Here is a 14684-nt window from a genome sequence, read left to right on the forward strand (position 1 = left end):
CCGATGGAACGCCGCCGCTCGTGTTCGCCGCAATCGTCTGCCGACCTGCCGATAAAGCAGCGTGGTCGGATTCGACCCGCCCTGCTCGCCCTGACGGGCCGCATGAGGCTTGCGGTCTTGTCAGGCGCCGCAATGCTGGCCGTGCTGTCGTCCGGCGAGGCGCGCGCCGAATTCACGGTCTGCAACCAGACGCTTGACGTCGTCAATCTCGCCGTCGGCCAGAAGGTCGACAATGCGGACCAGACCGACGGCTGGTGGACCATCGGCGCAAATCAATGCGTGAACGTCATCCGCGAGGAACTGACGAACCGCTACATCTACATCTATGCAACGGACGTGTTCGGCCATGCGATCCTCACCGGATCGACCGAAATGTGCATCGAGCGGCGGCGTTTCTCGATACGCGGGATCGACGAATGCTGGCAGCGCGGCCACATCGCGGCACAATTTCTCGAAGTCGACACGCTTGAACAGGTGCGGTGGACCTTCTTCCTGACCGGAAGCAATCCGTGACGCACAATATCGACACGAGCTTCAAGCAGAAAAAGCAGGCGCGCGCTGCCCTTCGCAGGCGCACGCTTTGGCGCAGGCTCCTGGCCGGCCTCGCAGTGGTTGTCCTGCTTTCGATCGCCGGCGGTTTCTATCTCACCGCGGACTATTGGTCATTCGGCGACGAAGACGAGGAGTTGCACGCGGTCGAAGGCGTGGACGATGTGCCGGCCGATGCGTCCGTCTACGTGCCCGCCATTATCGACCTGGCCGGGGACCCGATGTGGATCACGCTCGCGCCCGATGCCGGCGCCGCAACGAAGGGTCGCGTGATCCCGCGCCCGGCGGAACTCGATCAAGCCGACGTTTCGCCCCAGATCGAAATCCTGTCCGACGTCATGCTTAGCGCCAGCGAAAAATTCATGACGACGATACCGTCGACGCAGGAGGATTTCGCCTTCTTCCAGGCGCAGCGAAAGACCACTGCCGCGCCAACCGGCGATCTGCAGAACGATCTTGAGCCATCGCCCGCGGCGGGGGAACCCGCGCCAGCTTCGGACCAGAAGGCGGATGCCGACGATCCCGAAGCCGGCTGGGGTGAAACGATCGATGCGGGCGACGCCGCCCTTCCCGCATTCCAGAAGACCCAGATCGAAAACAACACAAGCGTGGCAGTCGTCACCAATGAGTATCAGCGGTTCGAGGCGACCGAGGACACGTTCGTGAAGATCCTCAACGACCGCAGCCTGGACAGCGTAGCGCTCGATGCACATTTCTCCGTCGACGATGCCAAGCTCGCAGGCGAGGCCTTAAAGGCGCTTTTCAACCGGGACGGTCTGGAACCGGGTTATGTCGTTGCCATGCGCGGTTTCAGGCCGACGCGCGAGACGACCACGATGTCCCTCATGCAGGTTTCGATCTATGCCAAGAACGTGTTTGTCGGCACGCTGACGCGCAATGCCGCGGGCGCGTTCGTGTCTGGTGTCGATCCCTGGGTCCGCGAGGATCTGTTCAACTATTCGGGCGCACAGGCGGAAGGCACGCACAAAAGGCAGTACCGTCTGCTTGACGCGATCTACTCGACAGCAGCCCGCAACAGTGTTCCGACCGGGGTGATCGGCGAAGCGATCATGTATCTCTCGAGAGGACAGGACCTGGACGCCTTTGCAAGCGAGGACCAGCGTCTTGTGCTGATCTATTCGCAGACGCCGCGCGGCAAGGAGGAAGGTGCCGGGCGAGTGCTGTATGTGGGCGTCCAGGGCACCGAAAAGAGCCTGGACTGTTTCGTCTTCCAGCAGAGCGACGGCCAGTTCGCGTGCGTCACGGGTGACGATCTGGTTCGTTCGCTGACAGTCACCAACGGCATGGTCACGCCGGTCAACGGGGTCATGACCTCCACCTTCGGGCCACGCAAGCACCCAATCCTCGGGACCGTTCGCATCCACAAGGGCGTCGACTGGGCGGCGCCCGTCGGCACGCCGATCGAAGCGGCCTTCGATGGCGAGATCACTTTCCAGGGCGATGGCGGCAGCTATGGCAATCTGGTGAAGATCTTGCATGGAAACGGGCGCGAGACGCGCTATGCGCATATGCAGAAATTCGCCATAGCGGCCGGTGTCGGCACCAAGGTGAAAGCCGGCGACATCATTGGCTACATCGGCACCACCGGCCTCTCGACCGGGCCTCACCTGCATTTCGAACTTTACCAGAATGGCGAGGCCATCGACCCCCTGGGCACGGTCACTGCGATTGCGTCGGACGATTCCGCTGTCGAAACGCTGACCGACCGCATCGTCCATGTCGAAAGCGGAGGCAGCGCTCGCGCCAAGAATCCAAATTCTTCAGCGACCGGCGCCGGCCAGTTCATAACAAAGACCTGGATCAGGATGATGAATACCTACCGCCCGGAACTGGCGCGCACGCTGTCGACCGCCGACCTGCTCGCTCTGCGCTACGACGCCACGATCTCGCGTGAGATGGTGCGCAATCTGGCGCGCGAAGGCGAGGCCTATCTTCGGGCGCGCGGTCACCAGATCACGGCCGGCCGGCTGTATCTCTGTCATTTCCTGGGCATGGAAGGCGCACATCAGGTGCTGTCGGCGACGGGTTCCGCGCAGCTGAGCGCTGTGCTCGGGTCGGCCGTCATCCAGGCCAACCCGTTCCTCACCGGCAAGACGGCCAGTTACGTGGTGGACTGGGCCGAAAGGAAAATGGGCCAAAAGCTGAGCCGCGTGGCAACCGACGCCAGCCCGCAGACAACGACCACCGAGATCCGCCAGACATCGCCGGAGTTCGAAAAATACAAGCAGGCCATCACGGCCCTCATAAGCTCGGCACAGAATACGCTTTGAAGCCGCCGGCGCGGCATCCAATCTCTCGGACTATCGTTCCCGCTGCCAAGTGTTGCCACAGGCGACTTTTTTCGGGGCCTGTGTGAACCAAAACCGCGGTCGAGACCACATACGCCCAAGAGCCATTTCTGACACAAGCGAACCTGTCGCTGACGAAATTTAGCATGCGCAGACATCAACAGTGCGCCCTGATGGGCGGAGGGCTGGTCCATGAAAGCGTTCACCGTCTTTCTGAGCGGGATTATCCTGCTTTTCCTTGCCGCATTCGGCGCCCAGGCTGCCGCCGGCGCCGAGGCCCCCGCGCCCAACGCCAAGCGCGTCGCGCTGGTGATCGGCAACAGCAATTATGTCCATGCGGTTACCTTGCCCAACCCCGCCAACGATGCCCATCTCATCGCATCGACGCTGCGCAATGCCGGGTTCGAGGTGATCGAAGGGGTCGACCAGGACAATCAAGGCATGCACAGCCTGATCAGCCGGTTTACCGAACAATCCTATGACGCGGACCTCGCGGTCATTTTCTATGCCGGTCACGGCATGCAGGTCGACGGCAAGAACTACCTGATACCGGTCGACGCCGACTTGACGTCGCCGGCCTATCTCAAGACCCGTACCATTCAGATCGACGACTTCATGGCTGCGTTGCCGCCCGACCCGGCGGTCGGCGTCATCATCCTGGATGCCTGCCGCGACAATCCGCTGGCAAGAACGCTGGCCGCCTCGATGCCGAAGAGCCGCTCCACCTCATTGGGTACCGGTCTGGCGCCGGTCGAAGCAAAATCGGACGGCGTCGGAACCGGCGGCCTCCTGATTGCCTACGCAACAGATCCCGGCGCCATCGCTTTCGACGGCAACGGGGCCGACAGTCCATACTCAACGGCGCTCGCCAGGCATCTGACCGAACCCGGCGTCGAAATCCAGGGCGCACTGACGCGCGTGCGCGGCGAAGTGACCGAAACCACGCAAGGTCGCCAGAGACCCTGGCACAACGCATCGCTCGGACGCGAGGTTTTCCTTGGAAAACCGGTCGCGCCAGCGGCGCCCGCTGCAAATCCCGCGGCCGACGCATCGAACGCCGCGGCGACATCCGCTCCTGTCCCTGCTGCCAGTGATCCTCCTTCTTGGGAAGTCGAGCAACGCCTTTGGGACGAGGCTTCCAAGCGCAGTTCCATCCCGTTCTACGAGGCCTATCTCGACCAGTTTCCGAACGGTCGCTTCGCCACCGTGGCGCGGTTGAGCATCAACGAATTGAACGACCCACCGGCCCAAAACCGGCAGGTCGCGGCACTCGACACGGACCAGGCGAACGCCAGTTCCGGTTCGACCGTGCGCACCTCGGTCGGCGTTCCGGACAAGATGGAGCAAACACCGGGCACCGAGTTGACGGAAAGTGCGATCGGCCTCGATCGCGAGGACCGCATCGACCTGCAATTGCGGATCGAAGCGTTGGGCAATGAACTTGGGCGCATCGACGGAAACATGGGCCCACAGACCCGTCTGGCGATCGGCATCTGGCAAGCGAAGAACGGTCTCCCGCAGACCAGCTATCTGACGCACGAGCAACTTGCGTTCCTCGTGATCCAGACAGATCCGATGATGGAAGGCGTGCGCGCCAGATACGCTGCCGATCAAGCCCGCGCGGCGCAGCCGAAAAAGCAGGTGGTGCAGAAGGTCCGCACGCTGAGGCCGGTGGCACAGAAACCCCGCAAACAACAGAAGGTTGTTCAGATACGGCGCAACCGTGAGACCGTAGCGCGCCAGGATTATCCTCCGCCGCGCCAGGACAACAATGACTTCCTCACCAAGGCACTGATCTTCGGCACCGGTGTGGTCGTGGGCGGCGTGCTTAAGAACTGACAGCCGACATTCGAATGACCGCCATGGTTTTGGGCGGCTATTGCGTCTTTATCCGCATTTCCACACGGCGGTTCACGGGATCGTATGGATTGGGGCTGCGCGGATTCTTTTCGCCCATGCCGATCGCGTTGAGGCGTGCAGTCTCGATGCCGTTGGCCGTCAGGAAGGCTGCCACCGATTGCGCTCGTCGTTGTGACAGGCCCTCATTGTAGTGCACCGTGCCGGTGGCGTCGGTGTAGCCTTCGACGACGAAGTTGAACTTGCTCAACCGGTTGTCCTTCAGGGCCTTGGCGAACTCGCCGAGTTCAGCGCGCGCAGTCGGGTTGAGTTCGGCCGAATCCAGACCGAAATTAATCATCATGTCGAGGCCGGTTTTTTCTCCCGGCGCGTCACCTGCCTTGCTCTTGCTTTTGCATTCCTCCTCGGAGCCGACACAAATTCCTCGCGACTTGCCGAGATCGGCCGCACCGGCAAAAAACTTCACAATGTCTTCTGATTTCTGAACGGGGTCGGCGGAAGCATGGGTCGAGCAAAACACGACCGCCAACACAAAGGCTGAACTGCTCCACTGCATAGCGGCTCCTCCTGTTTGAGCACCAGATTTCGAGCGGCTGCCATAATACCAAATTCCCAGGCAATTGTCTGTCGACAAACGCCGGGGGGACGACAATGCCGAGAGTTGTTGCCGCGCCACGGGTTGAGACTTGACCCGCGCCGCGCCTGGGGCTTGAGTGGCCGGAGTTCCTCGATGAAAGCGCGGCGGTCATGGCCAATGGGCTCCGATTCAAAACGGCACGGGATCTTTTCGCGGCTTGTCCAGCTATTGCCCGGGACATGAGAACCCCTCCAACCGAACAGCGCTCGATCGAGTTTTGCCGCGACCTCTTCGTCGGGCGCGTTCCCGAGGAAGCGATTACATTCTGTGCCTACCTGCTTCCCGAGCGGGCCGCGGTCTGGTGGGCTCATGAATGCCTGAGCCACCTGACCGACCTGTTCGATCAGACCGATCACAAATTGCTCGCGCTTGTTCGCGACTGGGTGAGCGAACCGGACAGCCCCCGTCATCGGGCAGATGTCAGCGCAGCCGCGGCGACACCGCCAACGACGCCGGTCGGCTGGATTGTCCTGGCCGCGGCATGGCGCGACAATAGTTCGGCGATGGCCTCGACGACGGCCTTGCAACCATTTCCTGCTGCCCATGCGGTCAATGCCGGGATTCTGGCCGGATTGGCACGTGTTGCCCTCGCGGACCGGGTTTCCGTTCTTTCGGCATTTGTCGAAATGGGCATCCAGATGGCCGAGATCGAGGCGCTGCGCCAATCAGCGGATGCATATTAGAGCGTCCGTCACCGTCCTGCCTTACTTGCAGCCACCTTGAGCCCATTTGGCCAGCGCGACCTTGAAGCGCGTTCCTAGCGGATGCTGCAGGCGCAAGACAGAGACATCGTTGGCGGCGAAATTCTTAGCCTGTTCGCACAGCCGTGCCTCGTTCCATTGATGGCAGCCGTCGCAGTGTTTGCCTTCCCACACCGATTTATCGAGCCCCTCCACCGGGCTGAAGCGCGGTTTGCTCTTGATGAGCTCGGCAATGCTCTTGCCGTCGATTTCCGGGTCACCGAAATCGATAGGGTGGTTGAAAAAGATGGGGTCGTCCGAGGCAAGCTTCGGGATTTTCTGACGCAGCACGTTGAGTGCCAGCTGGGCGTCGTCACCGGAGCCCGACGGATTTGCCGTGGCGTTGCGCACCTCCGAGCCGCCTTCCGGTTGCGGAGCGGTCGCCTCGCCGACGATCAGCGGCGCGTTGAGATCGATCTTGTGCAGGACGACCTCGGTGGTCAGCGAGACGTTGATCCAGGGACGCTGCTTGCCGGCGGTTGCCTTGAAGACATCGGCGGTAACGCGGTTCATCGCTTCGGTGATGGAAACATTGGCTTCGCCCATATGCGCGAGCAGCGCCGAAGCGAACGGCGAATGGTCGCCCGAACCGTCATAGGCCACTTGACTGGGACTGGTGGCGAACGCGACAAGCGTACCGGCGCCACCGTTCTCGATCGGGATTTCGGCAAGGCCGCTTTTTGCTCCCTTGACGCCGGCGGTCTTTGCCAGCACCTCGGCAAGCGGGTTGTCACGACAGGCATCGAGGAAAATCAACCTTATGCTGGTCTCGCGCGACATCTGCCTTAGAACGAAATCCACCGGCACCGCCTCGAAGTCGAGCGAGGTCTCGTCCTCAAGCGCTGCATCGACCGGAAGAAGGTAGTTGCTGCCTGAAACCTGCAACCCGTGGCCGGCATAGAAGAAAAGGGCGATGTCGGCGCCGCGAACCTGCTTTGCGAACTGTGCTATCGTTGTCTGGGTTTGCAATTTGGTCAGATCGAAGCCGGAAACGACTTCAAAGTCCAGGCTCTTCAGGCGTTCGGCCATGGCCTGGGCGTCGCGTACCGGATTGGTCAGCGCCGGGGCATGCTGATACTGGGAATTGCCAAGGACCAGCGCAACACGGCGTTCGGCACTGGCAGCCGACAACGTCAAAAGCAGTGCCAGCGCGACAAGCCCGATGCCGCGCATAAGGCCACCGCAACGGGCAATCAGATCGAAACTCACCGGGACAACAGATCCTTCCTCAGTTGACGAGCTTGGTGGCGGAAAACTCGATCCGCCGATTGAGCGCCTTGTTCTTCGGCGTGTCGTTGGCGGCAACCGGATGATCCTCGCCGTAGCCTGTCGCCGTGATCTGCGTGCGAGGAATGCCCGCGGCGACAATGGCGTCGGCAACGGCTTGAGCCCTGCGCTCCGACAAGAGCTTGTTCTCGACAGGCGACCCATCGGAATCGGTGTGTCCGGAAACCTCGACCTTCAGGCCCGGGCACTTGCCAACAACACCGACGACCTCGGCAAGAAGCGGGCGGCTTTGGTTGTCGAGCCGCGCGCTCGCCGTTCGAAAATAGATCGCTCCGGTGCGCGACAGCACCGCGAACCTGTTGAGGCATTCCTCGTCGCTGAAGTTGGTCTTCGCTGCATCGGTGGTGACAGGGCCGACGTCGGCGGCGCTCGCCGCGACGGTTTGGACCGCGGCCGGCTTGCTGCCGTCAGCGGTGAACACGAAATCGAACGACACCGAAGCCGTCGGAACAATATTGGTCACATTGGCCGCCTGCTGGAGTTTGTCGACGTTCGGCAGCAGGCCGAAATCTTCGACATGCACGGCAACAGGAGCCTCCGACGCGACCGACACCATGTTGTCGCTGATCATGGTCACCACGATGTTGGCCTCGAGATCCTTGTCGACCCCGTGCATGTTGAGGCGGAACGGAAGAACCGCCTTCACGCGCCGCTTGGTCGCCAAGTCGGCAAATGCCGCGGGATCCACCTTTGCGGTCAATTCAGCGGTCGGAAACTTGAATGTCTCGAAGAAAAGGAACCGCATGCGGACATTGCGAAGGTCGACCCCCGTATCGACCGAATTGAGGTCGAAGCTGACTTTGGCATCACCCGCCGAACTGAGGCTGCCGGAAATATTCCTGATCTTGTTGGTTTCGACGATCGTGTTCTTCTTGACCGATTGATAGGTGAGTACCGAAGCGGTCGGATCGAGCGTCCAGTTCGGCTGTGCGTTCGCGCTTCCCAGTCCGGGCAAAAGCAACACGGAAAGCGCAACGATCAAGCCAAGCGTCTCTATGGCGAGCCGGCTTCTTGACCGTGTTTTCCACCAGAATCCGACGACTTCGAACATGGAACCCCCCTGCCTATGACAACAGACTTCCGTATCGACATCACGACCATGCGGTGTCGATGGAGAGCATAGAACACTTGCTCTCGCTTGGCGAGCATCTGCTGATTGCGCGGTGCGCCATTTCCAGGCGACACGAATTTCGGATCCGCCACACTGGTTAGAAGGCGATTTTCACCCCGAGCTTGGCGCCGACGGTGGAACTGTCGGACGAAGCCTTGCCACGAACTTCGCCGTTGACGGTGGTCAAATCCGACACCTTCAGGTTGAAGCCGGTCGACAGCGCGGCGGAAAAATCCGCATCGTCGAAGTCGATCTCCCTGGTGTCGATTTCGGTCGTGTTCTTGTAGCCGAAACGTTGCTGCAATTCGCCCCGCGCATAGGGGCTGATCACCATGCCGTTGCTTAGCGTGTAGTCGCCATAGATGCCGGGCTCGAACTTGATCGCGCCAAAAGAAAGCCGGCTCTTGCCGAACTCGTTGCCGCCGCTGTCGGTGTAAGGATCGCCACGGAACGAAACGCCAAGCAGGCCGCCACGCAGATCGAAACGGGTACGCTCGCCCAGCTTGAAGATGTGGCCGAGCGATGCCGTCACCGCATAGCCCTCGGTGTCATAGCTGCCGGTGGTGCCGAGCACGCCATTCGTCACATCGCTTCCGCCGATGAAGCCGGAGGCGGAGACCAGCGCGTAGTCGTAGTTCTTGCGAAACAGCGCGTAGCCGCCGAACATGCCGGCCTTGTTGGTGCCTTCGCCGATGGCGTCAAATCCCCGGAACGCGCCGAGGTTGACATCGGTCGAGGCATAGCCGGCGAAAACGCCGAGGTTCAGGCCATACTCATTGTCGAACTGGAAGTGTTTGGCGGCATTGAAATCCAGGCTGACGGCGGCCGAAAAATCATTGGCATCGAAGCTCGGGCCGGGGCCATTCAAACCACCGCCACTGATGTCGTAGCCGTCATGCTCGGTATGGGCGAACTGGCCGGAGGCGAAGACGCCGAAGCTGGACGAAACCGGCACCATTGCACCCCCAGTTGCGGGCGACAGATTGAGGTCAGCATCGAGCGCATCACGGTTTATGCCGTAGAGGGCGTCGATCGCCACCGTGACCGCGCCGGCGTTGGTGGCGCTGGTGGGCGCCGCGGCAATACCGAAATTGGCCGGCGTGGCACGCAGGAACAAGCCGCCATTCGGGCCAGTTACGATCTCATAGGTGAAAAGCGAGCCGGGCGTGCCGGGAATGCCTTCGACGCTGAAGGTCCCGGCAATCGGTCCGCTGGCCGACTGGATGATCGGGATATCGGTTGCCTGGGTGAATTGCGGCGTGCCCAGCAGATTGACGATGATGGTGTTGGCGCCGGTCGCCGAAAACGCGCTGGCAATGAGTTGATCCGACTGCACCGTCTGCTGGTTGATGTCGAGAAGTAGCTTGGCATTGTTGAGCGCAAGACCGCCAAGCGTGAGGGTGTCATCGGCAATGCCATTGAGCATGGTGATGGTCGACCCAATCACGTTGGCCGTACCGCTCAGACCGGCTTTGCCATTGATAATGAGCGTGGAGCCATCCACTAAATTCAGCAAGTTGATTGAGTTCGAGCCCGTGCCGAATTTGATCGTCGACGGGTCGACCGTGACACTGTCGAAGCCCTCAAACAACTGGGTCTTGGTTCCGCCGGCAGAGAGATCCGTGTTCTTGATAGTGGCTACGGCATTGGTCCCGCTGAAGACGACGCCATCGCGGAAAACTGGGTCTGCCACCGTGCCGTCGATGATTAGGGTGTTACCAGATATGCCAGAGATGTTGCCTTTGATTTCACCGCCAGTAAGCTTGACCGACTCCGCGTTTATGCCGCCCCCGATTGTCCCTCCGGAGACCTCGACGTGATCGACACCGGAACCGCCGTCCACGTTGCCGTCGATGGTGCCGCCGCTGACGGTCACGTTATCGTTGCCCGCCCCGCCGACAACATTGCCGGTGATGGTGCCCCCCTGTTGGTTGATTGTGCTGGCACCCGCGCCGGTGAGATCGATTGCGGTGCCGCCAGTGCCGGTGATTGAACCGGCGTTCGTGATCGTGACCGAGCCCGCCGTGTTCGCGAGAATACCCGTTGCACCTGTGATTGAACCGGCATTATCCACGCCCGCTGCGCGGCCCGTGCCGGACACAAGCTCGACGCCGACCGTGGAGCCGCTTACCGTCGCGCTATCTTGCACCGTAACCGTAGTAGCCGAACCAGTAGCGGCTGAGTCGTTGCGTGCGTAAATGCCCGCGCCGCCATTGCCCTTCACGGTACTGGTGGCGGTAATCTTAAGCGCGCCGGTGCCTCCGTGGAGGGCACGGATACCATAGGTTCCGCCGCTCACATCCGCCACTTCAATTGATAGTCCGGTGGCGTTGTCGAATGTCTGGGCGAAGATGCCGCCATCGATTGTCCCGATGACTGCACCCGTGGCGGTGATCGAGAGCGCGCCGCCATTACCGTGAAGTATGGCCAAAATGCCGTAGGCCCCACCGCTTACGCCTGCCGCTTGAATGGCCAACCCGGTCGCGTTGTCATACGCCAGCGCAAAGATCCCCCCAGCGTCACCCTCCCCCGCCACCGGACCGCTAGCTGTGATGGAGAGCACGCCACTGCCGTGGTGCTCGGCCTCGATGCCGATGACGCCGCTCACATCAGCAACGCTGATCGTGAGGCCGGTAGAGTTGACCCCCGTAAGGGCAAAAATGCCACTCGCATACGTCCCCGTCACCGTGCCGGCGGCGGTAATCGAAAGCACGCCAGTGCCCTCCTGGTCGGCGCCGATGCCCAGACCACCGCTCACGCCGCCCGACGTGACGATCGTGAGATCGCTGCCGTAGTTTTGGGCGTAGATGCCTCCAGTCAATGCGCCGGTACCCCCTGTCACGGTACCGGTGGCAGTAATGGAGAGGGCGCCGGTGCCGTGGTGTTCGGCGGAGATGCCATAGACCCCGCCGCTCACATTGGCCGCCTCGATCGTTAGATTGGTACTGGAAATAACATCGGACAAAGTACGGGCATAAATCCCATCTCCCGCCGTTCCCGTTACTGTACCGGTTGCGGTGATCGACAGTGCGCCTGTGCCGTAGTGTTCTGCGTGTATGCCGGATGTCCCGCCGGACACATTTACCGCCTCAATCGTCAGATCGGTGCCACCGGAGTTGTTGGCATAGATGCCGCTGGCACTCGTCCCCGTCACCGCACCGGTAGCGGCAATCGACAGTGCTCCGCTCCCGTCGTTGCGGGCGAAGATGCCCGTCGTCCCTTGCGTCACAGTGCCGAGGGCGTTGATCGTCAAATAGGTGCCGCTGAAGTTGCGGGCGTAGATGCCATGATTGCTTGTCCCCGCAACCAAGCCGGTAGCGGTAATGGAGAGTGCGCCACTGCCATGGTTGAGGGCTTGGATGCCGACGGTCGCTCCGCTCACATCGTTCTGCGCGAGGATTGTTAGATCGGTGCCATAGTTGTTGCCGAAGATACCTTGTCCACCGTAGCCGCCGAACGAGCTCGCCCCGTTTACTTTACCCGTGGTGGTGATCGACAGTACGCCGCTGCCATGGTTTTGGGCATCGATGCCGGTGGCCCCACCGCTCACATCGTTCTTCGCGTTGATTGTTAGATCGGTGCCAGAGTTGTCGGCGAAGATTCCGATTCCGCCTATGAGTTCACCGTTAACTATCGTAGCGCTGGTCCCCGTCACCGTACCCGTGGTGGTGATCGACAACACGCCGGTTCCGTCGTTGTGCGCGGAGATACCCTGTGACGCGCCTGTCACTTCGTTCTTCGCGTAAATCGTTAGATCAGTCCCAGAGTTGTAGGCAGAGATGCCGAATCCGCCGTAGAGCGTGCCGTTGTATAAGATAGGACTGGTCCCAGTCACCTCACCCGTGGTGGTGATCGACAGCGTACCGCCTCCGTTGTTGTGCGCGCCGATACCCACCACGCCGGTCACATAGTTCTTCGCATATATCGTTAGATCGGTGCCAGCGTTCTGGGCGTAGATGCCGAATCCGCCTCTGACTTCACTGCTGACCACCGTGGTGCTGGCCCCCGTCACCGTACCAGCCGTGGTGATCGAGAGCGCGTCCGTGCCATTGTTCGTGGCAAAGATGCCATCAATTTGGCCCGTGATGATCGTCGATTGGTAGCTGTCGGTGAAGGTCAATCCGCCGGTGGTGCTGGTCAGGCTCAAGGCGGCGCCGCCACCGCCACCGGCAGTTAGGCGGGTGTCGATGTTGAACACGGGCACTGTTGTTACCGTCAGCGTTGGTGCGGTCAGCGTCTGGGTGGTCGTTGTCACGCCAGTGCAGGTGAAGGTGACGGGGCTGCAGTCCGCATAGGCACGTCGCACATAGCCGCGATAGCCACCGAGGAAGGCGCTCGTCGCGAGCGCGGCGCCGAGCACCAGGCGATTGCGCAGGCCGAGCGCCGGCCCGTCCGCATTTCCCAGTTTCGTCCCCTGCCTCATGATCGCCTCCGCTTCGCGGTCTTGGTTATTGCGTGGCCGTGGCTCCCGTAACAGCTTCGGCAAGAGAATCGTTCGATGGCAATTGCGGTCGCCCGTCTTTCGTCGGATGACTGACGAATCCTGCCGCTTCGGGCGAGCGAAGGCTCACCGCCATGGGGCAGGCAAAGCCGGGGATGACGGCGAGGTCGTAGAGCTCGGCCACCTGGCCGTCGATGCGGAACCAGTCGACGCAGCTTCCCTTTTCCAGGTCGATGACCTGGATGCCGCACCACGGCTCGGAATCGGCGGCGGCGAGGCGGGCGTCGAGCGCCAGCCCCTCGAAGCGCTTGTAGCGCGGCTTGGAAAGACCGACGAAAGCGTAGCGGCCGCAAAACGCCAGCCCGCGCACGAAACCCGGGCAGAACGCGACCGGCTCGAAATGGCCCCTGCCGCCGTCCTTCGGCATCTCCACTATGCCGAGCTCGCCTGTGCCGGAGTTGAGCAGCCACAGCGCTCCTCGATGGAGACGCGGCGAATGCGGCATGGACAGCCCCTCGCACACGACCGTGCCGGTCCTGACATCGATCACAACGCCGCCGTCGGCGCGCCGGTCGCGCCAGCCGTCGATCGTGTCGGAGCGGCTGACAGCCGTGGCATAGGCCGCCTCACCGTCGCGCATCGCCAGACCGTTCAGGTGGCAGCGGTCCTCGTCCACCAGCGCCGAGATGAAGGGCGGCCGCCACACTTCCTCGAAGCTGTAGCGGTCCGACACGGTGGCGAGGCAGTTGAAACGTGTGTTGACGAATATGGGCCGGCCGGCCGCGCCGATGCTGACGTCATGAGCGTCGAGTTCCCCAGTAACGTGCACGGTGCGCGGTACATAGCAGGCGTCAAAGATCTCATTGGCCCGCTGGTGTGGTTCCAGCGCGTTGACGAAGCGCACGAGATGGAAGCCTGCCACAAGCATGAGCGTCCCGTCGGAGGCGTAAGCGAGCCCCATCGGCCGTAAAATCGGCGTCTGGTGAACGTTGAGCCCGCCGGTCATCGGGTTGCGGCCGATGAGATAGAACAGGCCGGACTGGTAGGAGGTAACCGCGAGCGCGACATCCAGCGCCTTCAGCCGCGCCACCAGCCCGGCCGACATCGAATAAGTGAGATCAGGCGAGGCCCCGGCCGGTTCGCTCTCTTCCGGAAGGGGCTCGCCCGCAGCTTCGCCGCTTCCGCGCGCAGCCATGGTGCCGATCTCCACAACTCAACAAACTAGGAATGCATGATCTCAGCTAACTTAGAATTTAGGAATGTATGGTCTCCAGCTAGTGTATGATCTCAGCTTGACCCACAGGCAATCCTTAAATGGACTTACAGAGATCATGATGCGAGGAACTTTGGCCTCTGTTGCTGTTCGGCAACGCCAATAGTGCTCGAGCAGCGACGTGATCTTGGAGCCGCATCTCGAAACGCGGCAGCACGTAGCTGCGAACCTGTTCATCCAGGCGGCGAAAATTCTCCTGATGCGACCCCACAATTGGGAGGCATCATGCTTAAAGAACCAGCCCCGCAGCTTCGCCGCAACAAGCTCGCCACCGCTTGGTTCTTGAAGAGGGCGTCGCATATTGTCCTTGTATGCCGGTGACAAACAAGGACAACAAAGCATGTTGACGGAAACCACCGCCGCGCGCGGCGCGATGTCGGTAACTGAGTTCCAGCACTGGGCTTAGTGTTGGGCCGAACAACCTTTACTAAGTATCTGCTCCAAAAAGAAGTGAGTGATTTCAGCGGGTTGTGATTCAGT

Annotated in this window: 9 protein-coding genes; 4 read left to right on the top strand and 5 right to left on the bottom strand. The window is 61.3% G+C overall.

What is annotated here, in order from left to right; genetic code table 11:
- The first annotated feature begins 102 nt into the window (after window positions 1-102).
- From AC07FD_RS05085 to AC07FD_RS05095, 3 genes are all read left to right on the top strand, one after another.
- Complete coding sequence (locus tag AC07FD_RS05085) at window positions 103-513, top strand: DUF1036 domain-containing protein (RefSeq protein WP_478348915.1); 411 nt, start codon at window positions 103-105, stop codon at window positions 511-513.
- Window positions 510-2840, top strand: coding sequence for a M23 family metallopeptidase (locus AC07FD_RS05090; RefSeq protein ID WP_478348916.1), 2331 nt, complete (start codon window positions 510-512; stop codon window positions 2838-2840). The genes AC07FD_RS05085 and AC07FD_RS05090 overlap by 4 nt, the downstream gene beginning before the upstream one ends.
- 210 nt (window positions 2841-3050) lie before the next feature.
- Window positions 3051-4697, top strand: coding sequence for a caspase family protein (locus AC07FD_RS05095; RefSeq protein WP_478348917.1), 1647 nt, complete (start codon window positions 3051-3053; stop codon window positions 4695-4697).
- A 37-nt stretch (window positions 4698-4734) separates the two neighbouring features.
- Here AC07FD_RS05095 and AC07FD_RS05100 read toward each other — a convergent pair whose 3' ends face one another.
- Complete coding sequence (locus tag AC07FD_RS05100; protein ID WP_478348918.1) at window positions 4735-5271, bottom strand: OmpA family protein; 537 nt, start codon at window positions 5269-5271, stop codon at window positions 4735-4737.
- A gap of 260 nt (window positions 5272-5531) precedes the next feature.
- Between AC07FD_RS05100 and AC07FD_RS05105 the strand changes: the two genes are divergently transcribed.
- Window positions 5532-6035 carry a DUF6931 family protein gene (locus AC07FD_RS05105; protein WP_478348919.1) on the top strand — a complete coding sequence of 168 codons (504 nt, stop codon included), beginning with the start codon at window positions 5532-5534 and terminating at the stop codon, window positions 6033-6035.
- Window positions 6036-6056: 21 nt separating this feature from the next.
- On the opposite strand, the gene AC07FD_RS05110 is transcribed toward AC07FD_RS05105, so the two are convergent.
- The 4 genes from AC07FD_RS05110 to AC07FD_RS05125 all read right to left on the bottom strand — a co-directional run bounded on the left by AC07FD_RS05110 (window position 6057) and on the right by AC07FD_RS05125 (window position 14126).
- The gene (locus AC07FD_RS05110) at window positions 6057-7301 is read right to left on the bottom strand and encodes a caspase family protein (RefSeq protein ID WP_478348920.1); all 1245 of its coding nucleotides are present in this window, start codon (window positions 7299-7301) and stop codon (window positions 6057-6059) included.
- Between the two features lie 19 nt (window positions 7302-7320).
- On the bottom strand, window positions 7321-8430 hold the full coding sequence (locus tag AC07FD_RS05115) for an OmpA family protein (protein WP_478348921.1): 1110 nt from the start codon (window positions 8428-8430) through the stop codon (window positions 7321-7323).
- Between the two features lie 157 nt (window positions 8431-8587).
- The gene (locus tag AC07FD_RS05120) at window positions 8588-12913 is read right to left on the bottom strand and encodes a hypothetical protein (RefSeq protein ID WP_478348922.1); all 4326 of its coding nucleotides are present in this window, start codon (window positions 12911-12913) and stop codon (window positions 8588-8590) included.
- 25 nt (window positions 12914-12938) lie between these two features.
- Window positions 12939-14126 (bottom strand): TIGR03032 family protein, encoded by a 1188-nt coding sequence (locus AC07FD_RS05125; protein ID WP_478348923.1) that lies wholly within the window; start codon window positions 14124-14126, stop codon window positions 12939-12941.
- Between the last annotated feature and the right edge of the window lie 558 nt (window positions 14127-14684).

The organism is Mesorhizobium waitakense (genome assembly GCF_056431085.1).